Origin of the sequence: Desulfobacterium sp. N47 (assembly GCF_051233685.1) — a bacterium.
Lineage (GTDB): Bacteria > Desulfobacterota > Desulfobacteria > Desulfobacterales > RPRI01 > RPRI01.
Map to the genome: position 1 here is coordinate 43,934 of NZ_JBAMMY010000297.1, position 23,295 is coordinate 67,228.

A 23,295-nucleotide genomic window follows, 5' to 3' on the forward strand; every position below is an offset into this window, starting at 1 on the left:
ATAAAATATCAGTGGGGTCTTATGAAAATAAATAAAAAAGAAAATAAATATATGATGAGACCGGTTATATTTTTATTGATACTATTAATGCTTTCCGGAAATGCTTTCGGAGGACCTTCTATTCCCGGATTTTACGGCTCTGTTCCAGACTTTTCGTCTGTTTTGCCAACTGCTGTTCCAATACCCCTGCCTGGTGGAACTATTGATGGAGCCACCATAGGGCAGCCTTTTAATAATAAATTAGTGATAAATCAGAACAAATCGAAAGCAATTATTGACTGGCAATCGTTTAATATAGGCAAGGAGGCATGGACTCATTTCAATCAGCAGGGAAATACTGACTGGGTGGCGCTGAACCGGATCTATGACCAGAATCCGAGTCAGATATTCGGAAAACTGACGGCAGACGGCAAGGTATATCTCATCAATCAAAACGGCATCCTGTTTGGCGTTAATTCGCAGGTAAATGTTCATTCATTAATTGCTTCTTCTCTCAATGCCAATGACGATGACTTTCTGAATGGTGCTCTTAAATTTAAAGCAGAGGATTTCAGGGCCAAATTGGGCCCAACAAGAGAACTGGACACCGTTTATGACTCTGAGACCAACACACCCGGCATGGTTTCCAACCAAGGTTATATCGAAACCGATCCGCTTGGCGAGGTATTTTTAATAGCTCCTGTAGTAAAAAACAGCGGCACAATCATAAGCCCTGTCGGCCAGGTGGGGCTTGCGGCAGGAACCGAAGTAGATATCTATCGCGACACGGGACGCTCCCCTTTCTTTGTAAAGATTAAAGCCGGTGCCGGAGAAGCCGGCAATTTAGAAGCCGGAGAAGCCGGCAATTTAGAAGAAGGCTGGATACTGACGGATGCAGGTCTTGCAGGCATGTATGGCCGGGTAGTGAACCAGAATGGACTGATCCGCTCGATAACAGCAGTCAAGAAAAAGGGTGAGATCGAACTTTGTGCATCTGATAAGGTATCCACAGGCGCAAATAGTATAACATCCGTTGCTGTTTTGGACTCAACTGAAAAGGTTAATGAATCCTTTGAGTTTCATCCCGGTGAAATAAGAATTCAGGGACTTGACCCTGATCCTGGTAATTATGATGGTGTAAAGGATTTTGAGCACCGCGGTATAATGGAAGCACCTTCGGGTCTAATCAGCATCACTGCCGTTAACAGGGTGTATATGGAAAAAGGTTCCATATTGGATATCAGCGGAAGATGGTTGGATATGAAGGCGGAGGGTAACATCATTGAAAGCCAGCTTAACAGTGTAGAACTGAGGGACGACTATGGCCAGAAGGAGAGTATTCTTAATGGTCTGAAAATCAAGTTTGACGCATATCTTGGATCAGCAATCGGAGATGTATCGGGATCTCTGAAATCCAGGGATGTAACGGCGCTTGAGCAGGCTACAAAAGGCGGTACTATTACGATTCAAGGGAACTCTGTCCAGGGGCAGGGTCTGGAAGAACTTATCATAAGGGATGGAGCCTTAATCAATTTTACAGGCGGAGGTATCCGGTACGCGGCCGGTCATGTTGAGACTACAAAATTAAAGACGGGAAACCAGGTTTATGATATCAGCGAGGCTCCGGAATACATAGATTATGACGAAGTGCTCGGACTCACCAAGATCGTTCATGAACGTTTCGGTATTACAGAAGAGTACCAGGGCCTTTATGCGGGCGGGGCCAATAAAATCATGAATTATTCGGGTAAAAGAGTGCAGGGAGATGATGCCGGAACCTTGAAGCTTATGGCTGAAAGAATCATACTGGACGGCACCCTTGCCGGTTCAGTGAATAAAAGCCCTTTCCAGACAAAAGAAGAAGAGCCGACAGATGAACAGGATAATCAGACAGCTATCGGATGGAAGGAACCAAGTCGCGGTATCGTCCAACTCGGAGTTAATGATCCGGATGCAAACCCACTTGATATAGACTATTCACTTTATGGAGTGGTCATCCGGTCTGATGTTGTACCTTTACCTTCAGGTTTTAAGCCGGACGACAGCCTTTTCGGAACTGGTACGGACACGAATACCACTTATCTTTCCTCGCGCATTCTTAACGAAGCTGATTTGGGCGCTCTTACTATCTTTATCAACACAAGCTTTGTCACGGAAAAGGATGCGGTTTTGTCTTTTAAGCCGGATACTGAAATGAATGTTACCGCCAGAGTAGTTGATCATCAGGGGGAAATACTCAGTTCCGGTGGTTCGGTATCTCTTAAAGCAGTTAATAATGTCACTACGGGGGTTGTGCCGGTCGTCGGAGACGGGAGAGTCTTTCTGGCTTCCGGCAGCAAGATTGATACTTCCGGGGAGAGAATAGATAATTTTGAAGCGGTCAGCACCGGAACAGATCTTGTAAGCTCCGGACATCTTGAAGGCGGAACGGTATCCTTAAGCTCGGAAACAACAAAAGGCGGAGGTGTAATTATATCAAAAGATTCGCTGATTGATGTCAGCGGCGGATATCTTATAGATGAAAAGGGTTCCGTCACCGGAGGAGATGCGGGTAATATAAGCATCGCTCTGAAATCCGATGGAAAAGGAGCGCTTGTTCTTGACGGTGATCTTAAGGGGTATTCACTGCTGGGAAACAACAGCGGTGCAATTTCTATTCTTGCCAGGCAAATATCGGTGGTGGAATCTGCATCATTGTCTCCTGTTGAACTTGATATCGATACACAAATCCCGGCCGGATTTGTCGAGAATTTTGTTTTAAGTCAGGATAGGTTTAGTGCTACGGGATTTACAAATATTGAACTTATGGCCAATTATGATCTTGAAGTAAAACCCGGAGCAATGCTCTTTCCTTCAACAGTCAAGATGGCTCAGCCGGTTGTTATGGCCAAAAAAAAGGATGCAAGTCCTGTTTTAAATTACGTCTATAATGAAAAGAAAAATGATAATGAGTATGTGAAAGCAGATCCTGAATTCATGGGCGATTCATCGATTACACTCAGGGCGGGCGTGGATGACGGACTCAGCACCTCGGGAGCAAATGACAAATCGATGATAGATATCGGTTACGGGTCTATGATCGGGATATGGCCGAAAGGTACTATCCGGATGGAAGCCCCCGGTATGAGAGTGGCGGGTTATCTGGATGCACCAGGCGGAACGATTGATCTTAAGACCTCCGGCCCGAACATGGATCTGGTTATAGTAAGCGGAGCAGTACTTTCAGCCAGTGGGTATAACATACCTGAATCAGGGCCTGTGATCAAGGGGTACCCGGTAGGGTATAAGCCTGTAGCTGCAGGAGAGATTGATCTTGAGGCAAGCCAGGGCAGTCTTATTTTGGAATCGGGCAGCCTGGTGGATGTTTCCGGATCAAAGCCGGTTAAATCATACGCAAAATATTCCGTATTGGGCATGCTGCCTTTAGAATATACGGTTGCAGGCGAGCCCGGCAGTTTAAGCCTCGGCTTTTATAATAATCTTGTCATAAACGGAACAATTGATGCCCATGCAGGCATGAAGGGTCTTAAAGGAGGTTTTCTGACTCTGAGCAGAACACATGGCGACAAAGGGCTTATGGTATCTTCCGATAATATCGCATTTTTCCAATCTCTTGGATTTGACGCTCTTAAAATGCAAAGCAAAAAGAATATTGCGTTTTCAGGAGATGCTAATATCAGCATGGGAAGATATCTTATCATGGATGCACCGGAAATCCTGGGATTTAATGATCAGCATGTTTCTCTTTTTTCACCGTGGGTGCGTATTATTAATGATACGGAAAAGTATGATGTTAATAGTGATAACCCATACAACATGATCCCTGCGGCGGCTTCACCGGGTACAGGTTCATTGTCTGTTGCGGCCGACTGGATAGATATAGAAGGAAGCATGGCGCTTTCCGGTTTTGGTAATGTTTCACTAACAGCCGCAAACGACATCCGTGTTTCAGATAAAGTTTACAATGATTCAAACAGTAAATTCCACTGGTCAGGAAAGATAAAGACACCGGGCGATCTGACACTCAAGGCAAAACGGATATATCCGACCACTCTTTCGGAGTTTACTTTCTTGGTTGCAGGCAAGGCTTTGATTCTGCCGGGCAGCGAAGCAGATAACAATCCTGTATATTCCGCCGGTGGGAGTCTGACAATAGAAGCGGCAAGCATCGAACATCAAGGGTTTCTGGCAGCGCCTCTGGGGAGGATAAGCCTTCAATCAACAGCAACCGGAGGAAGAGTTTATCTTTCGGAAAATAGTGTCACAACTGTTGCAGGTATGGATTCCGTTAAATATGGAATTTTGTCGGGTGAATTCTGGCAGGCGCTGGATCGCAGCGCAACAAGCGGAGCAACTGTAACCAGGGATATAACGGAAGTTCCCGCAAAATCCGTAGAAATAGACGGTGACGAGGTTATCGTGAAAAATGGCGCCCTTGTTGATCTTTCAGGGGGTGGTTCAGTAATAACTTATGAGTTTCTGAGTTCACCTATGGGTTCGGAGAATCCTCTATCAAAGCCGGGCAGATATGTAATTCTTCCCGATAATTCCGTACTTTTGCCCGGAGAGGCGGTATACCTTGAAGGAGGTTCCGGGGTTCCGGCCGGCGTATATTCATTGTTGCCGGAAGAATATGCCTTTCTGCCCGGAGCAATGATTCTGACCGATCTGAGTAAGGCGGGCCAGAGCTATATACCGGGACAAAAATTGTCGGAGGAAGGATACCCTGTTGTTACAGGGTATGCTACTGTTCGGGGAACGGATGTGAAAGCCATAAATCCCGGCGGCTATTCTATCCGGTCTGCAAAAAATGTTCTCAATGAAGGTTACTTTAATAAGTGGACGCTTGCCGGTGGGAATGCGGGAAGCCTCAGCATTACAGGAAATACAACTATACTGGATGGTACTTTCGAAAACAATGCTGTGCCCGGATTTGAAAAGGGCATAATCACGTTTGCGGGAAACCGGATCGAGATGGGTGATATAGCAGGAATTCTTCCTGCAGGATTTGACTTTAACACTGATATACCGGCGGAGCTGAAGAACAAACTTCTGATTCAAAAGGATATCTTTAAGGGAATGGATCTCAGGGAGATAGTGCTTGGGGATACGGAAAGGACGGAGGTTGTTGTTTTGAAGGAAGGCTGTTCTATCCGGGCTGAACAGGTAACACTTAAAGCGAAGGATGAGATTATTCTTCGCAGTGGCGCTGAAATTCATGCAGTATCTGAGACAGGAAACGGTGTAGCAAGCCTGATTGTACCTGACCCTGACAACGACGGAATAGCCAAAGTCACACTGGAGCACGGCAGTCTTGTGCATGCTTCGGATGAGGTGGTTCTGGATATGAAGACTTTTGCCTACCTGGGTGAAATTCAGGTAGATCACAGTGATATAAAACTGTCGGATCGCAACGATATAACACTGGTTTCCAGAGTGATTTATTTCGTGCCCGAGACTTATGATATACCTGAGAATCTTGACGGATGTTATATCAGGCAGAGCAGCTGGGATAAGTTTAAAACTTTTAAAAAGATCGGCATAAGAAGTGATACCAATATCAATTTCATAGGCGATTTTAATCTTCATGCCGAAGAAATGCTAAGCCTGGACAGTTCCCGTATCACAGGCACAGGAGCAGATCCTGTAATTGATCCGGTGGCTGAAGTCTTTCTTCGCGCACCTGTTATAAGGTTGCTGTATAGCGGGGAAAATCCTCTGACTGATACCGGTTTATCTGAGACCGGCATTATGAATGTTGTTGCTGACGAGGTGCGTATAGGACGCGGGCAGGTGTTAATTGACGGTTTTTCCCAGATAAATATTGCAAGTAATAAAGATACAATCTTTCAGGGAAAGGGATCTTTAACCACACAGGCAAATCTGAATATTACTGCAGCAAGGTTGACCACTTCCTATGATAAAGACAGCGTCGGTAACTATCAGACTGCTGATTTCAGCGTAAATACTGAGACAGGTTCTATAGGAATATACTCTAACGGCGTGTCTCCTGTCGCCGGTATCGTTCCGGGAGGATTATTAAACCTTAATGGCCGAAGTATTGTTGTAGACGGACTTATAGAAACATCTTCCGTCGGCCTCACTCTGAATGCAACCGGTTCGTCTGATGCGGATGGTATTTTTGTCACCGATACGGGGCGGATTATAAACCGCGGAAGTGAATACGGTAAAGGTGGCCTGGTGGAACTGAGATCGGAATTTGGGAAAATAGATCTTGCCGAAAAAAGCCTTATAGATGTGTCTGCAGGAGCACAGGGTGATGCCGGAAGCATTGCACTTTTCGGGCCAAAACAGAATGTAAAAATAAACGGCGAACTCAGGGGTTATGCCGTTAACGGTGGAAACGGCGGATCATTTTACCTGGATACATTGAGTCTGGCAAGTTTCAACATTCTTAACGAAAAAATATCTGCCGGAGGTTTTAACAATGATATCGGTGTTCGTTCACGAACAGGGGATATTATCATAGGATTATCCTCACCGGTCGCACCACAAGAGTATGTGAAGGCAAAAAATCTTAAAGTCGTTTCTGATGAAGGTTCAATCTTTGTTCAACAAAACGCCTATATCGATGTTTCAGGAGATGAAGGCGGAGGATCTGTGGAGCTCTATGGAAAGGATGCGGTTGTTCTTTTTGGGGGAAGTAAAATTAATGCAAAGGGGACTTTAACGGGAGCGGACGGTGGTGATGTTACTCTTGGTGCATCGGAAGGATATGTAGTTCTTCTTTCAGGTTCGGAAATTGATGTATCATCGGGTGATGGCGGACAGGGCGGCACAGTATATATGAGAGCGCCGAGATCCGAAAACGATGTATTGGTTTATCCGCTGGGTGGAACAATAAAAGGTGCATCAGGCGTTTATGCGGAAGCGTTTACAATTTATAATGATACCTCAATTACAACTTCTGATATCAATACCTGGAAATCACAGACACAAACTTATATGAACAATGCCGGAACCATCAGAAGCCGGCTACTTTCAGGCCTGGTGTTGCAACAGAATGACGGTTCTCAGGATACATCAGACAAGCTTCATTTTATTCCTGGTATTGAAATCAGGAGCGCAGGAGATCTTACACTTGCCAATAACTGGGATTTGAATACCTGGCGATTTGGCGTTGAACCCGGTGTTTTAACATTTCGGGCCGGAGGCAATCTGAACTTGAATTCCAATCTTACGGATATGCCGAATATAAACCCATCTCCCGTTTCATCAAGGGATAGCTGGGCTATAAACATGGTGGCAGGAGCGGACCTGTCCGGCGCGGATGTGCTTGCTGTGAAGAAAAATGTGGGGACGTTGGCTGTTGCTGATAACAAAACCGTATATACCGAAAGCGCTCCATTAAGGTTTGCTTCCGGCGGAAATATGAAAGTAGGATTGGGTCAAGTGCTTTCAAGCAGCACCACATGGTGGGCGCTTAAGGAAGCATTTAATATTGGAACTTTTGACGGGTCCATTGAAGTAAATGCGGGCGGCAATCTCACTCTTAACGGCGGAGCCATTCTTTCCGGCACAGGAGACATCGATATAAGAGTGGGTCAGGATCTTCTTATCGGCAAAGGAACAGGCTCGATTCCGGGAGCCATACTCTCTATGGGAAGAACTGCGGAATTAACCACTCTTCGATACAGACGCCAGGATGCGGGAAATATCTATCTGGATGTCGGAAGAAATCTTGAATCTTTGGTTCCACTCACCGAATACCCCTGGGATTTCAATTATTCAAAGCGTTCGGATGGTGGAGCTTCAGACTGGGGTCCAAGCTTAAATGGCCAGGGTAGTTTCGGTACTAAAGCAACAATGGATATCCGGGGTATTGCCACCCTGGGAGGCGGTGATCTGGAAATCAATACCGGTGGTTCTTTCCGCGCTGCTGCAGGAAGTTTTGGATATGTGAAGGTAGTAAGGACGCTTGTGGACACGGTTTATAATTATGAATCGGATATTGAAGGCGCAGGAGATCTCAGACTTTATGCCGGAGGTAATGTGGCGGGCAGATTTCTGGTGGTTAACGGAGATGAGGATATCAATGCCCTGGGAGAAATTATTGAGTATAGCCAGGAAGGCTTGTCAAGTATAAGCTCCGTTTTTGAGGGATTCGATACCAATTTCAAGGTAAGCGGGCAAGGGGATGTTCATATAGGCACAATCCTGAATCCCACTCTTGTGTCAGGCCAAAATCTTTTTCTTTACTCGGATAAAGCCTCGGCCTCGATTATTTCAGCGCTCGGCAATGTGATCTTTAACGGCAATAGCCCTTACGTCAGTGACACTCGTGAAACAATATTGCCACCCACACTGGAGATTGAGGCGGCAGGTAATATAAATTTTTTAAGCTCCCTCACATTGGCGCCGTCACCTGCTGGGAATCTTCGACTGATAGCAGGAGGCGATATTAATGGGTATATGCAGGGTTCATCGACACTTGAGCGTTATACTATTTTAATGTCGGATTTAGCAGATGCTTTTTCAAAGCCAAATCCAGGCATCGGAAACGCATCCTGGGATTTAATACATAAAAATGACCCGGTTCCGGTAGATATCCGGGCCGGGGGAGATATCAAAGGTCTTAAGCTTTATATTCCTAAAAAGACTCAAATTACGGCAGCAGGAAACATATATGACGTATATCTTGGCGTTCAGAATCTGAATTCAGGTGATGTGACCTTAGTTAAGGCTGGTGGTGATATTATTTTTCCCGAGAGGGGCGAGTTGCTTCAATCCTATGATTCGGGTTTTGAAGTAGCAGGTTCCGGCCTATTTATGGTTCAAGCCGGAGGGAGCATCAGCCTGGGCGATGCAAGGGTTGGGCTCAGAACCATCGGCGGGACCATAAATCCGAAGTTGGGCATTGATGGAAGCGCTCTGCTGGTAGCGGCAGGATTTGATAAGGATCTGAATGAGGATGACACGGCGGAGTTTTTTAGCAATCTCCGTGATGCCATTAGTCAATATACAAAGCTTCTGACGTCCGGCAACGAAGAAAAAGCAAATGAGGTTATACGGAAATCAAGGGCGGAAGTCATTTCTATGCTTGGCGAAATCAATAAGGAAAGCGGAGGCGACATCCTGATGCTTAATTCACAGATCAGCGCCATCTCAGGCGAGACCCCCATATTTATTCTTTCCAACGGAAGAATAGATGTAGGAAGAACCACCTTTTTTAAAGCTGAAGAAGACAGAGCAAACACAGGAATATATACGGCTATGGGAGGCGCCATCAATATATTCTCGGCAGGAGATGTGAATGTAAACGAGTCAAGGATAATGACTTTCAATGGAGGAGATATGACGATCTGGGCTGATGACGGGGTGATAAATGCCGGACGGGGATCCAAGACAGTTGTAAGCGCCAGCCCGCCGACTTTAGATCCAGAAACCGGACAAATCACTTTTAATCCGCCTGCGGTGGGGAGTGGAATCCGGGGTCTCGGCTTTGATCCGGACGGAGAAGGAGGTCCGCTGAAAGCAAATGAGCCGGGCAACATCTATCTTTATGCCAATTTGATTGATGCCGGTGAAGCCGGTATTGCAGGAAATAATCTGTTTCTGGGCTCTGTAACCGTGCTTAACGCCCAGAATATCAGTTTTTCCGGCACAGGCCTTGGAGTTCCGACATCAACTGAAAGTGTTAATTTGGGCAGCCTTACGGGGGCAGGAGCTCTTTCCGAGGTGAGCAAACTATCTGAACAGATGGCCGGGCTTGCTTCTGAGAAAGGTGAAGCTGCTCAACGGGCGGAAAAAATGCTTGATGACTTTGTAGCTAAATGGCTGGATGTGAAGTTTATCGGTTTTGATACTGTTTCGGTAGAATAAAATAACGGCAATGAAAAACGGGTAGTTGGAGTTGATTTGTTTTAAGGATATCCGGAGAAATCTGAGCAAAGAGTATTAACTAAAGAAGAAGTAGAGACGGTAACGGGAATTGATTACGGACAAAGGACAAGGGACAAGAAACTTATGAGAAATCCAAAACGTATAATATTTGAATTAATCCTGACATTATGCCTCATATTTGGCATGGCTTCGGTTGCCAGTGCCTGGTGGAATAATCAGTGGGAGCACAGAAAGAAGATAGCATTTGACACGACCTCAACCGGGTCTGATATTAAGGAAAATTTAAACGAGATCCCTGTCCTTATAAGGCTCCATTCCGGCAATTTTAATTTTACCAATGCTAAAGATGATGGTTCGGATATACGGTTTGTATCGCAAGATGACAAAACCCCATTGAAATATCACATTGAGAATTATGACACCATAGACGGAATTGCACTTTTCTGGGTCAGTATCCCCAAGCTGCCTGCAACTTCAAATCAGGATTTCGTCTGGATGTATTATGGTAATAAATCCGCCGCAGATGGTCAGGATATAAAAGGAACGTATGATGTTAACTACGCGCTCGTTTATCACATGGCCGAGGTGGAAGACGCTCCCAGGGATGCAACGGCTTTCGGCAATAATCCTTCTCAGTTCACAGGCGGTCAGGGATTGCCCTCTTTGATCGGCAAAGGAATGACTTTAAACGGCTCAGGGGACAGAATCGTTATTCCGGTTACTCCATCACTGGATATTTCAGGTGGTTTCACTTTTTCAACATGGATAAGAATTTCCAGACCTCAGGATCAGGCATATATTTATTCATGGGAGGAAGGAAAGCAGGAAGTCAGGCTGGCAATTAACGGAACAAAACTTTACGCCCTGATTACGACTGATAAAAATAAAACATTCAAAACCGATCAGAGCGCCGATCTTACATTAAATACGTGGCATCACATTGCTGTTACAGTTGCACCTCACGGACGTATGACGGTTTACCTGGAAGGAATTGAGATGAACTGGATAAATATAACCGCTGAATTGCCGGTTTTAAAAGGCAATATTACTATCGGCGGTTCATATGCAGGAAACAATTTTTTACAGGCAGATATGGACGAGATCAGGATTTCAAAAACAGCCCGTTCCGCCTCGTGGATCAGAGCATGCTTCATGGCTGAAGGCACAGAGGGTAAAGAAGTTTCAGTGAGAGATGAGGAGGCCGGAGAAGGCGGGGGCGGCGGCCAGCTTGGTTTGGCCATAACCTATTTGAAGATAATATTGAAGAATATCAGTTTGGATGGATGGATGATAATCGGGATACTGATCATTTTTGGCATCGTCGGTACGATTATCTTCATTTATAAAACCTATATTTTATTTATAATTAAAAGAACAAACAATGACTTTCTTGTTTATTTTGATGGGGTCACAGATCTGAGAAAAGCTGAAAAAGTTAAAGAAGAAGATGATGATTATTTCCTTAGTTCCTCTCTTTATAGAATATATGCGGCCGGGAAAAAAGAGCTGACCAATAAGGTTGGCGGTTCCGGAAATCCCGATGAGTTGAAGAAGTTGACTCCCAAAGCGCTTAATTCCGTTAAGGCCGCTATAGAAAGGGCTTATGTGCGTGAAACTTTAAAGTTAAGTGCCTGGCTGGTCTTTCTGAGCATGTCTGTCGCAGGTGGCCCGTTTTTTGGCCTTTTGGGCACAGTTTGGGGGGTTATGAATACCTTCGCCGCAATGTCAGAGGCAGGTGAGGCCAATATCATGGCGATTGCTCCAGGTGTGGCTTCGGCTCTTGCAACCACAGTGTTCGGGCTGATTGTGGCCATCCCGGCTCTTCTTGCGTATAACTACCTTATGACTAAAATTAAAAATATAAATTCAGAAATGGTACTGTTTGTGGATGAACTTAACCTGAAAATTGAAGAATCGGAGGAATAGTTGTCGTGAGAAAAGAGCTTTATGATCAGAAAATCTTTGACGACCTGAATGTAACGCCATTACTGGATCTGGCATGGACGCTTCTGATAGTTTTTATAATTGCAGTTACAGCAACAATACAGGGGATCAAGGTGAATCTTCCAAAAGCAAGCACGACACCAAGCCTGAACAAGCCAAGCACCAAGGCTATTTCTATCCGCAATGACGGCCAGATCTATTTGGATACCTTTCCTGTGACACTCAAAGAACTGGAGGCCATGCTCAGGCAATACAAAGCTGCGGACCCCAATTTGCCGGTAGTAGTTAAGGGGGATGCCAAGGTTTATTACGAAAGCGTTATTGAAGTACTGGATCTCATGCAGAAGCTGGATATAACCCAACTAGGGCTTGTGACACAGAAACTGGTTAAGTGAGAAAAACATGAAGAATAAAAAAAGACAAAAAATAAGATCCAATACAGTTATTTGGATTATTTCTTCCGTCATCATAGTCATCCTCATTGGAGCCGGCGCCTTTCTGGTCAGGTTAATTAACTCCGCTGACGGAGTGAAAAAGGATCGTCAGATACAGATGGTAACCTTGCTGAAACCCCCTCCTCCAAAGATTCCGGAAAAGCTTCCTGAGCCAGAGATCAAAAAGGAAGAGATCGTTGAGCAAAAGATAGAAGTACCCAAGCTGAATGAAACGCCGGATCAATCCCAGGATAATAAACCTCCGGGCCAGGATCTTGGCCTTGATGCTGACGGAACGGCAGGATCCGATGGATTTGGCCTGGTGGGGAAGAAGGGCGGGCGTGCGCTGATAGGCGGCGGAGGAGGTGGAGGCGGTTCTTTAATGGGGCAGTATGCCTGGTACACAAAGATAGTCCAGGATGAAATCAGGAAAACCGTTAGGGAGCGTCTCGAAAAGACCGGGGGAATACCCAAAGGAAAGATACAGGTAGTTATAAGGATCGAGCTGGATCAGCAAGGAAAAATCATTCAGTGCAGTATTGCAGGTTCCTCGGGCAATGAGGCCGCGGACCAGGCCATAAAGGATGCTCTTGTAATGGCAAGGGTAAGCGAACCGCCGCCGGATGGAATGCCCAGAGCCATGAAACTTAAAATCAGCTCGCAGGGATAAAGAGAGATCTTTGAATGTAGAATAAGGAAACAACCCCCTTAATCCCCCTTTTTTAAGGGGGAATTAGAGGAAAATTATTAGGGAGGAATTAAAGAAAGCTCCTTTTCTAAGGGGGAATGATTATGAAGAAAGAAAAGGTGGCGGCATGTGAAATGTCGCCCTACGTAAAATAATGTAGGGCGGGGTTTTACACCCTGCCGTGCTTATGGGTTTTAAAAAAGGATTTGATGAGGAAATTATGAACAGAAAACTGGTGCTGATAAAAAAGGCTTTTTGTACTTATTGTTTAATGAGCCTTATAATTTTTCTTTTTTCCTTTGCTGCATTTGCAGCAGAAGAAAAGTTACCTGAAAGTGGATTTGACAGCAGCGAGGCCCTTATTCAGATCCTCAAAGAAAAGCATATTATCAATGAAGAGGAGGCATCAAGATTTATTGAAAGATATAGATCATCCGATGCCGGGAAAGAACGGAAAAACGTGATTACAATTATTCCTGAAGATAAAGACAAGGAATACATGGAGAAAATCACGAAACAGGTTACCCAAAAGGTGAGCGAAGATTTAAATAAAATAAAACTGGATATTAACCATATATCTGATGAAATGCAGGCTCATTCACAGACCACGAATCAGGAAGTAGAGACTATTAAAAAGAAGATCGACGAGGATATCTCGGATCAGCTCAGAAAATCTTCATGGGCGCAGAGAATCAGGTGGGGAGGAGATATACGCCTGAGGTACCAGGAGGATTATTTTGATAAGAATAATGCCGATCTTCTGAAACCGGATAATCCGTCAACATTAATGAACACCAAGGAAGACAGGAGCCGTGGACGCATACGTATTCGTCTTAAAGCGGAAGCAAACGTGCTGGATAAAAACGAGACCAGAATGGGCAAGGTGGATGTTTTGGCCAGAGTTGCCACAGGAAATGACAAAGATCCGGTTTCAACTAATGATACTTTCGGTGATTACTACAATAAAAATAGTTTTGTTTTGGACCAGGCTTATATCAAGTGGACATATAAAGCCCAGGATACCATCATGGATATGATTCCCCAGATGGTTATGACAGGCGGCAGATTACCCAATCCTTTTTTCTGTTCGGATCTGGTCTGGGACTCTGACGTAAATTTTGAAGGTCTGGCCCTGAATCTGGTGAGTGATACTGAGCTTTCAAATCCATGGAAAGCGTTTTTAAACTTAGGTGTCTTTCCTCTCCAGGAGGTTGAATTATCTCAGGACGACAAATGGCTTTATGCCGCCCAGGTCGGGATCGGTTATGAAGACACAATGGGGCCAAATCTAAAATTAGGGCTTTCCTTTTATGATTATGAGAACATCAAAGGTAAGGTAAATGATCCGCTTAAACCCAACGTATTGGATTACACGGCGCCTCTGTATCAGCAGAAAGGCAATACGTTGTTTGACATTGATCCGTCAAACGGAATCAAGACAGCGTTAGCTGCAGATTATAAACTTCTCAATATCACCGGTGAATTGGATTATGTTCGGTTTCATCCCATTCACCTTATTTTCCTTGGAGATTATGTAAGAAATATAGGCTTTGACAGCAAGGATGTCGCCAAACTTACAGGAAATACTAATGTAAGTAAAGAAATAGAAGGCTGGCAGGTAGGGCTTACCGTAGGTTATCCATGGATGTGGAACTTCGCTGACTGGAACGTATTTATTTTTTATAAACACCTGGAAGCTGATGCGGTGCTTGACGCCTTTACGGATTCCGATTTTCACTCAGGCGGCACAAATGCGCAGGGATGGAGACTGGGCGGACGTTTTGTGCTGTATAAGGATATTTGGCTGGAAGCTCAGTGGATATCAACGGATGAAATAAACGGCCCACCCCTTTCAATTGATACGCTGATGTTAAATATTAACGCAAGATTTTAGGAATAATCTGCAAACGGGCAAAAAATTATCATGAAACAAAATATATCCAAAATTATTATAGTACTTTTACTGGTTACATCGGGTCTGGCGCTTGGTTTGGGTTATGGGCATCTTCGGCTTCGTAAAGAAAGGGCTGTTTTCGCAGAGAATACCGGACAGATGAAAAGCAGGGAAGAACTCCTTAAGCGGAAGTATATGGAACAAAAGGCTCTGTCGGGACAGATCACAAGCAGCAAACTCATGGTTGAAGGAGAAAAAAGAGCCTTTGAAGAAAAGGCGGAGAAACTCAGTAAGGAGAAGGAAGCTATTGCCTCAGAGTATCGTACTCTTGGGGAAAATTTAAAAAAAGATATTCTTTCTCTGGAACAAAAAAATAAAACTATTGAAGAGAAAAAGATAAAGCTTGAATCCGATATTCAGAAGAATGAAGAAAAATACCGGCAGGAGATTAAGGCCTGTAACCATAACATTCTGGAGAAAGAGAATGAACTGAAAAAAATTACTTCGGAGATGAAAAGCCTGGAACAAAACTTTAAAAGAATCACGCAGGGTTTGGAACGGTGTAAATCGAACAACGCAAGACTGTGCGTAATTACAGGCGAACTTGTGGATAAATACAGGAATAAGGGAGTCACGAAATCCATTCTTTCTGCGGAACCCTTCACGCAGCTGCAGAAGGTTGAAATGGAAAAGCTTATACAGGACTATATGGAAAGAATAGAAAAGGAACAGATCGATAAGAAAGATATTATGCCGAAATTTAATAAATATTTGTCAAAACCTTAACATATTTCAATATATGAAAATTTTCATATCCGTCTGAGGACCAGCATGCTTAGTAAATTAATATTGGTTGTTGAAGATGAAGAGGATACCCTTGAACTTGTCAATTTGAATCTGTCCCTGGAAAGATACAATGTGCTTCATGCTAAAACCGGTGAAAAGGCCTTGAGTATCCTGAAAAAGAGTACCCCTGATCTCGTTGTCCTGGATTTAACACTTCCCGGGATAAATGGTTTGGAAATGACATCACGTTTGAAGTCTGATCCCCGTACCAGGGCTATTCCAATCGTTATGCTTGCCGGTAATATGTGTGAAGCGGAAGTAGTTGCCGGTCTTGAAATGGGAGCCGATGAGTATATAACGAAACCATTCAGTCCCAGAGTTTTGCTGGCGATAATCAAGGAGGTTCTGAAAAGAAATTTAAATAGCGTCAAAAATGAAGAAGCTGCAACCATTCGTGTGCATGATGTGGTTCTTTTCCAAAGAAAACATGAGGTGCTTGTAAATGGAAAGCATGTTGATTTAACCTCTACGGAGTTCAGGCTTTTAAATATTCTTGCAAAAAAACCGGGATGGGTTTTTACCCGCTCTCAGATCCTTGATTTGGTGAAAGGTGAGAAAAACATTGTTAAGTCTCGTGCTGTAGATACCCTGGTAGTCGGACTAAGAAAGAAACTGGGTGAGGCCGGTAAGTATATTGAGACGGTTAGATCTGTGGGATATAGGTTTAGAGATTAGAATTGCAAAAATAAATGGTTGCAATAAAGGTAAAATATTTTAACTGCATACAGAGTTAAACATTATACTTAAGAGGAGGAATAAGATGAAAAGCAAATATTTTATGGTTTTGAATCTTATGATTTCAGCTTTGGCGGTTGTTCTGTTTGCTAAGCCTTCAATGGCTTATTACACTATCTTTGAATATGAACCAACTTCATATGTAAATAAAGCTGAAATTTATGGTAGTCAAGGTATGCTAAGCGCTAATTATGGCGCTCCCGCAAATGCCTCAATATCGCTTAATTCAAATTACTGGACCCAAAACAGGCGGGGGTCTGACATGGTGATCGAAAACAATTACAACAATGATCCGGCCGGAGTACATTCCAGGCTATCTGTTTCAATGGACGGATTATCCATTGGAATGATCAATGTGTCTCCGGGATTTATTATAGGTTCTGCATCAAGCTTTGCAAAGTATGCATTGATGATAACAGGAGGTTCAGGTAGCCTGGATGCGGATATTCTCATTAATCCGGTTAAAGACACTTACGGGAATAATCTTAGCCAAAAAATCGAATTGGCCAACAGTTCAGGGCAAAATATCTTTTCCTGGAAGGATGGCGATCCAACAGGTTTTAAAACCATTAGCCTGAACTTTAATGAACCTTTTTATATCAGCGCATTTTCGGATGTAAGCATATTTGAGACGATGGGTGGTGTTTTTAATTATGAATCCATTTTGACATTTGATCTCGATATAATTCAAACCACCGCCGTTCCTGTTCCTTCAACTGTTTTTTTATTTATCCCCGGCCTGATGGGTCTATTCGGACTGAAAAAATGGGATTTGCTGAAAAACATGACAACTCATCTACAGAAATAGATATAATATAAGAGAGCCACTTTCAAAACGTTTCAGTTTGGTCAAGGTCAAGGCGGGCGAAAATTTTATAACCACAGGAATACATTTAGTATTTCGAAGATAGCGCTATGCTTCACTGCGTGCAAAATTTGAGCCCAACGCAAAAGATCGGCCTAAATGGGACGTTTTGAAACAGGCTCATGAGAATAATCTCCCTTGGGCTGCATCTGCGCCTAATGATTTCAATGTTATAAAATCTTCTTCTTTTTCAGTGCATGTGCCTATGATTTTGATATCCAAACCATGGGCAATATTTCCTATTCCCTGAATGAAAAACTGATTATCCATATTTTTTGAAATGTCCCGGATATAGGTTCCATCTATTTTGAGATAGTCAAGTTTTAAATTAATAAGATATCCGAACGAAACTGAACCTATGCCGAAATGATCCAGGCCGAACTGGCTGCCGGTTGATAGAATTCTACTGATAGATGATTTCACAGATTCAAAAAAAGAAATGCAGCCATACTCCGTTGTCTCGAAAATCAATCGTTTGCTATGATCCGGAAACTTGCGGAGGGTTTGGATCAGCCAGTCCATAAATGCTGAATCTTTCATGGATATTGAGGAAAGATTTACAGCGTAATGGTTTGTATCGGCGGTATTTGCTTTCATACAATCAAGCAAGGCCGTTATAATTAGCTTGTCAAGATCCTGTATGCATTCCATTTCCTCGGCCAGTCTGATAAAAATCTGTGCCGGCAGCAACTGTCCGTTTTCATCTCTGATTCTGGCAAGAGCTTCATAATGCAAAAGCTCTGAACCCATACAGGAGATAATTGGTTCCAGATGCAATTTTACTTTATTGTCCCGCAAACTATCGCGAAGCATATTTCCGAGACTGTTGGCTCCTGAAAAATTACAGGAAATATTTGAATTCTTTTCAAAACATTCCAATGAAGAAACACTATAACCTTGAGTAATGCGCAATGCTGCATCAGCTGCGGCAAAAAGCCGGTTTATAGTTTCGGAACCTGTATAAGATGAAATTCCGCAGTGAAATACTATGGGGCTGTTGTAGAGTGAATTAACCTGGTCAAGTTTTACCAATACCGATTTTACTATTTTTTCACTTTCCGCTTGTTCGATATTTTGAAGAAGTAATGCGAATTCAGCGCCGTTCATACGTCCCAACAAATAATTGCTTCCCAGCTTTGAACATTCCGTCTCGATGGTTCGTGCCGCTTTCTCCAATAGCCTGTCACCTTCTTCATGTCCGTGAAGCTGATTGAATTTTTTGAATTCATTAATTTGAATCAGTACAAGGCTTCCCATCAGAAATTCATCGGAAGATTCAATCAAAAAACTTAGTCTTGATAAAAAATGACGTCGATTTGCAAGGAATGTGACAGGATCATTATATGCCTCCTTGCGAAGCAATTCGATAAAGCGCGCCTGATCCTGAAAAGTAATTTTCAGCTTTTGGGTCATATGGTTCATGGCGGTTACAACACTTCTTAACTCCCTGCTCCATGGTAGTTTTTTTACTTCCGGAAATTCTCTGTTACTTACCGCAACAGCCTGTGATTCGACCTCTTTAAGATTTAACAGGACAACACGCATTATCAGAATAATGAGAATTGTTCCGATGAGCCACATTGATACAAACCATTTGAAGATGTCCTTAAAATTATGCCACAGTAATGCATATGCATAACCGGGGTGACTTTTTACCAAAACTCTTCCCGATTGTTTCCAGCCTGACATGACCAGAGCCTCCCTGTCAGGTGTAGATAATGGTAGTAGCTTGATAAACCAATCGGGAACGTTTTTGATCCTGATGGGCATATTCCGCTCCAGCAAAATTTCTCCTTGCATGGAAAGCACAATTATTTTCTGGTAATAGCCCCTGTCAAAGATCGCATCAACCATAGAATTTACGGTTGCCATATTACTTTTATTATTTGATGTGGATAATGAGAGGCCAAGAGAGGTTGCCGTATCCTGAGCATGAGATGCAAGCTGATCTTCAATAAATCTTCTGCTGTTGATAACATTCACCAGGAAGGTTCCTCCCATGATAACAAGAAGAAATAATGAAATTATAAAAATTATGACACGTGATAAAGACATTTGTAAGTTCTCCTTAATTGTCAGGAAATAATCAGAAAATAATTTGGAATTTATTAAAATCCCTCATCTTCCATTCTTTCCAGCAAATCCTTCCACTTGTAAACACGGTTTGCGCCGCCATCGTGTTTACCCCTTTCTCGTTCTTTAGCTGCCCATAGACCGCTTACGTTAAAACTATATGTGGGTTTGAGATCTTTTCTTTTCGAAGCAGACAGAATATCCGGCATTATATTATCAAGAATAAATGGCTCAGCATTTGGTGAGGTATAATAAGTAAGCACCAAATGTGGCACAATCCTGTTTTTTGTATAGGCCCTCACATAGGTGAGCCAAAGTTTTTTTTCTTCCACGTTCAGCTTCTTCAGGGTAAAATATTTGGCAATTGCAATGTCTTCACAATCCCCCCCGTTCAAAGCTATCAGTTCCAGCGGTGTAGCCCAGTAGTCTTGTTGTTTGTAGTTATCCAAATCCGATACTTGCGCTATTTTGTTGAAATAGCTGTTAACGGCATTTAGTTTCTCCATCTCCTTCCTATCCATATTTTCTATGATCAAGTCCTGCCATTTGAGAATGCGTGCCATAGTTGCCTCGCCATAAATACGATGGACATAATTAATGAATCTGTCGCTAAATGCCGTTTGTTTAATTGCCGGTGATATTACCGCAAAAGCAAAAATGAAACAGAGAGTGAAAAGAAGATATTGAAAGTGGTGTGATTTAATATTTCTGGTTATTATGCGCAATATTATTTAATTTACCTATTGAAAGAAATTGTAAATATTAAGAAACTTTTTAGATACCTTCAACATCTAATAATTTATCATAGTAGTAGATTTTGATAAAGATTTATTTTACTAGTGTCTCGTCAACTCTCAAGAGTCTGGTAAAGGCGAGATAGTTTTATCCAGATATATGATTGAATCCGGCTATATGATCAAACCGATTGGGGTTATACACTCCGGCCTTGCCAATAGAGAAGCGGCACCCCACCAGGGATGCGAAGGCGCACCCGATGCATGGCTTGAAGTTGATCCGATGTTTGCAGAAGGACTTGAAGGTATAGTCGCAGGTAATGAAATTATTCTTATCACCTGGTTTCACAAGGCTTGTCGGGATATATTAAAGTTGCATCCGCGTCGGGATAAGAGCGTGCCTCTGACAGGTGTTTTTGCAACACGATCGCCCGATAGGCCAAATCCGCTTGGTTTGCATAGGGTTACAGTTCTGGAAATCGCAGGGAACAGACTGAAAGTGGGGCCGATAGAAGCGATAGATGGAACATCGGTGGTCGATATCAAGCCGGTGCTACCAAAAACAGCAGACTCTTAGTGATGCAGATATGGGATCAAAATATTTTCGCCTTTAAAGAAAAATATTTTCTATAGCTAAATTAATCAAGGGTTTGTTTAACGGAAAAATGGATTTGTCGTCCGCTCATGTCCTATGGTGCTTTGAGGGCCATGGCCCGGATAGACCCTGAGCCCATCTCCCAGAGGAAATATTTTTTGCTTAATCCCCCGTATGAGCCCATTATGGTCACCTCCGGAAAAGTCGGTTCTGCCCACTGAACCGGCAAAAAGTGCATCACCGGTAAAGACCACGCCCGGAGCATGAAAACAAACTCCTCCGGGAGAATGGCCCGGTGTGTGGATCACAGTGATATTAAAGTTTCCCAGAGCAATTATCTGGCCGTCGGCAATATCCCCGTCAGGTTTGAAATCCAGGCCTTGGGCATCAAGTTTATGTATCCAGACGGGGGCTTTTGTGATGTTTCTGATTTCATTGGCGCCGCTTGTATGATCAAAGTGGAAATGCGTAAGAAGAATATATCGTATATTCAGATTCAGCTGAGTTACCACTTTTATAATTCTCAATGGTTCTCCGCCTGGATCGATAATAAGTCCTTGCTTCGTGTTGTTACAACCCAATATATAACAATTTGATTGATAGGGATTAATCACCAGTTTTCTAAGCATTGCTGTTTATCCTGTAAATTTACTTTAAATATATTTTCGCAACCGGTTGGTAAACTGATTCCGGAGTGAAGTTAACATGAGGTTTATTTAATTAAGATGATATAAAAGGATCAGCTTAATTACAAGTATTTATAGTGCAGTTTTCCTGTTTTGGTCAACATAGGATTAAAAACAACGGTCTAACATTACTCAAGATAAAACCTCATGATTTCGTTCTTGTCTTTGGATAAGATTTATGCTAATAATATTAATAAGTAATAAAATTATAAATGGGAATTATCACCCATAAATTTATGCTCATTTCAGGTGTGCACAAGGCAGATGCAGCAGGTTTATTTTAGCACACAGCTGATTATCAGCTTTCGGAGTAAAGGAAAAAAAACAATCTTTATCGGGAGGATAATGCTATGTATTCGGATAGATTTGTTGTTATAGGTGGTAATGCGGCAGGGATGACGGCAGCAGCAAAAGCAAGACGTACAAACAGGAATCTGGAAATTAAAGTATTTGAAAAAAGTCCTCATATATCTTACGCAACCTGAGGCATCCCTTATTTTATCGGCCGGTTGGTCGATAGCGCTGAAAGTCTGACAGCCAGAACACCATTGGAGTTAAAACAAAAGGATGGCATTGATGTAAAAGTACTGCATGAAGTAAAAGAGATCGATCTCAAACAGGGTAAAATACTTATTTGCGAAAAGGATAATCCCAAAACATGGTGGGAATCGTTTGATAAATTGATGATTGCTACAGGTGCCGTTTCTATAAAACCTCCTGTAGAAGGAATAGATGCAAAAGGAATTTTTGAGGTAAGCAGCCTTAAAAGCGGGTTGGCTTTAAAAGATTTTATTGAAAAGAGTCAACCGAAAAAAGCCGTAGTTATCGGGGGCGGTTATATCGGGCTCGAAATGGCTGAAAACCTGTTGTTGCTTGGAATGGAAGTCAGTCTGATAGAAAGAGCCCCGGAAGTTATGCTGACTCTTGATCCTGACATGGGGGCACTGGTTTCAAAGGCTCTGATTGAGGCAGGTGTAAAGCTTTATAGAAACGAAAGTCTTACCGGCTTTGAAGTAAAGAATGGTTATGTCTGCAGAGCAGTGACCGACAAGAGGACGCTTGAGGCTGACCTGGTAATACTTGGCATGGGTGTAAAACCAAATATATCACTGGCTAAAGCGGCAGGAATAAAAATCGGATTAACAGGGGCTATCGAAGTCAACAACGCCATGCATACAATGGCTGAAAACGTATGGGCCGGAGGTGATTGCGCCGAATCTTTTCACCTGATCAGCAGGCGGCCTGTAAATATTGCTTTGGGTACTGTTGCAAACAAGCATGGCCGTGTTGTTGGTATTAATGCAGGCGGAGGACACGCCGTTTTTTCAGGACTGGTTGGAACAGCTGTGAGCAAGATAGGAAAGGTTGAAATTGCACGTACCGGTCTTCAGGAAAAAGAGATTCAACAAACCGGGATAGAACATATTACTTCTGTCACAGAAAGTATGACCCGACCGGATTATTATCCTAATGCCGGTCCTGTCTCGGTTAAAATACTGGCTGAAAAGAAAAGCGGAAGACTGCTGGGCGGCCAGATTGTGGGAGAAAGCGGTTCTGCCAAACGTATTGATATACTTGCAACAGCACTGCACGCCGGTTTTACGGTGGAGGAAATAGCCGATCTGGATTTAAGCTACGCGCCTCCTTTTTCCCCCCTTTGGGATCCTGTGGCTATTGCCGCACGCATTGCAATGAAAAAGCTGAGTTGATAAAAGATTAAAAGTAATCCAGCTTAGAGTAAACCAATCCAAGTCTGTTTTGTTACCTGACGCAGGTAGAAGAAAGAACCAATCTTGCTTTTCTTAGCATAACAATATAATAACTAAAGTTTCACCGAAATGATGCATGGTTTACTCACGCGACCATCCGTAACAGCGCGTCCACGAAAGATTTTCGGGAGAGTTTCTGGTTTTTGTTGCAAACGGCATTAAAATCATCAGCCAACGCGGCCTTGGCGA

14 protein-coding genes are annotated in these 23,295 nt (G+C 43.1%); 11 read left to right on the plus strand and 3 right to left on the minus strand.

Features of this window, described 5'->3' with window-relative positions; translation table 11 throughout:
- Positions 1 to 21: 21 nt before the first annotated feature.
- The 8 genes from VXK47_RS19350 to VXK47_RS19385 all read left to right on the plus strand — a co-directional run bounded on the left by VXK47_RS19350 (position 22) and on the right by VXK47_RS19385 (position 17,192).
- Positions 22 to 9,822 (plus strand): filamentous haemagglutinin family protein, encoded by a 9,801-nt coding sequence (locus tag VXK47_RS19350; RefSeq protein ID WP_435550429.1) that lies wholly within the window; start codon positions 22 to 24, stop codon positions 9,820 to 9,822.
- 144 nt (positions 9,823 to 9,966) lie between these two features.
- Positions 9,967 to 11,769 carry a MotA/TolQ/ExbB proton channel family protein gene (locus VXK47_RS19355; protein WP_435550430.1) on the plus strand — a complete coding sequence of 601 codons (1,803 nt, stop codon included), beginning with the start codon at positions 9,967 to 9,969 and terminating at the stop codon, positions 11,767 to 11,769.
- A 5-nt stretch (positions 11,770 to 11,774) separates the two neighbouring features.
- Entirely contained in the window at positions 11,775 to 12,182 is a 408-nt protein-coding gene (locus VXK47_RS19360; RefSeq protein ID WP_435550431.1) for an ExbD/TolR family protein, read from the plus strand.
- A 7-nt stretch (positions 12,183 to 12,189) separates the two neighbouring features.
- The gene (locus VXK47_RS19365) at positions 12,190 to 12,891 is read left to right on the plus strand and encodes an energy transducer TonB family protein (RefSeq protein ID WP_435550432.1); all 702 of its coding nucleotides are present in this window, start codon (positions 12,190 to 12,192) and stop codon (positions 12,889 to 12,891) included.
- Positions 12,892 to 13,129: 238 nt separating this feature from the next.
- Complete coding sequence (locus tag VXK47_RS19370; RefSeq protein WP_435550433.1) at positions 13,130 to 14,803, plus strand: putative porin; 1,674 nt, start codon at positions 13,130 to 13,132, stop codon at positions 14,801 to 14,803.
- A gap of 30 nt (positions 14,804 to 14,833) precedes the next feature.
- Positions 14,834 to 15,589: a hypothetical protein gene (locus tag VXK47_RS19375; protein ID WP_435550434.1), complete on the plus strand. Its 756-nt coding sequence runs from the start codon at positions 14,834 to 14,836 to the stop codon at positions 15,587 to 15,589.
- Positions 15,590 to 15,634: 45 nt separating this feature from the next.
- Positions 15,635 to 16,324 (plus strand): response regulator transcription factor, encoded by a 690-nt coding sequence (locus VXK47_RS19380; RefSeq protein WP_435550435.1) that lies wholly within the window; start codon positions 15,635 to 15,637, stop codon positions 16,322 to 16,324.
- Positions 16,325 to 16,409: 85 nt separating this feature from the next.
- Positions 16,410 to 17,192: a hypothetical protein gene (locus VXK47_RS19385; protein WP_435550436.1), complete on the plus strand. Its 783-nt coding sequence runs from the start codon at positions 16,410 to 16,412 to the stop codon at positions 17,190 to 17,192.
- Positions 17,193 to 17,369: 177 nt separating this feature from the next.
- Here the strand turns inward: VXK47_RS19385 and VXK47_RS19390 are convergent, their stop codons facing one another.
- Both VXK47_RS19390 and VXK47_RS19395 read right to left on the minus strand, forming a co-directional pair.
- A complete protein-coding gene (locus VXK47_RS19390; protein WP_435550437.1) occupies positions 17,370 to 19,304 on the minus strand; it encodes a bifunctional diguanylate cyclase/phosphodiesterase in 1,935 nt (644 codons plus the stop codon).
- A gap of 53 nt (positions 19,305 to 19,357) precedes the next feature.
- Positions 19,358 to 19,885 carry a transglutaminase-like cysteine peptidase gene (locus VXK47_RS19395; protein WP_435550438.1) on the minus strand — a complete coding sequence of 176 codons (528 nt, stop codon included), beginning with the start codon at positions 19,883 to 19,885 and terminating at the stop codon, positions 19,358 to 19,360.
- Positions 19,886 to 20,234: 349 nt separating this feature from the next.
- On the opposite strand from VXK47_RS19395, the gene tsaA reads away from it, so the two are divergent.
- Positions 20,235 to 20,633 carry a tRNA (N6-threonylcarbamoyladenosine(37)-N6)-methyltransferase TrmO gene (gene tsaA / locus VXK47_RS19400; RefSeq protein ID WP_435550439.1) on the plus strand — a complete coding sequence of 133 codons (399 nt, stop codon included), beginning with the start codon at positions 20,235 to 20,237 and terminating at the stop codon, positions 20,631 to 20,633.
- A gap of 77 nt (positions 20,634 to 20,710) precedes the next feature.
- On the opposite strand, the gene VXK47_RS19405 is transcribed toward tsaA, so the two are convergent.
- Positions 20,711 to 21,280, minus strand: a complete 570-nt coding sequence (locus VXK47_RS19405) for an MBL fold metallo-hydrolase (RefSeq protein ID WP_435550440.1) — start codon at positions 21,278 to 21,280, stop codon at positions 20,711 to 20,713.
- Positions 21,281 to 21,687: 407 nt separating this feature from the next.
- Between VXK47_RS19405 and VXK47_RS19410 the strand changes: the two genes are divergently transcribed.
- Both VXK47_RS19410 and VXK47_RS19415 read left to right on the plus strand, forming a co-directional pair.
- Positions 21,688 to 21,822: an NAD(P)-binding protein gene (locus VXK47_RS19410; protein WP_435550441.1), complete on the plus strand. Its 135-nt coding sequence runs from the start codon at positions 21,688 to 21,690 to the stop codon at positions 21,820 to 21,822.
- 63 nt (positions 21,823 to 21,885) lie between these two features.
- On the plus strand, positions 21,886 to 23,046 hold the full coding sequence (locus VXK47_RS19415) for an FAD-dependent oxidoreductase (RefSeq protein WP_435550442.1): 1,161 nt from the start codon (positions 21,886 to 21,888) through the stop codon (positions 23,044 to 23,046).
- Positions 23,047 to 23,295 lie beyond the last annotated feature (249 nt).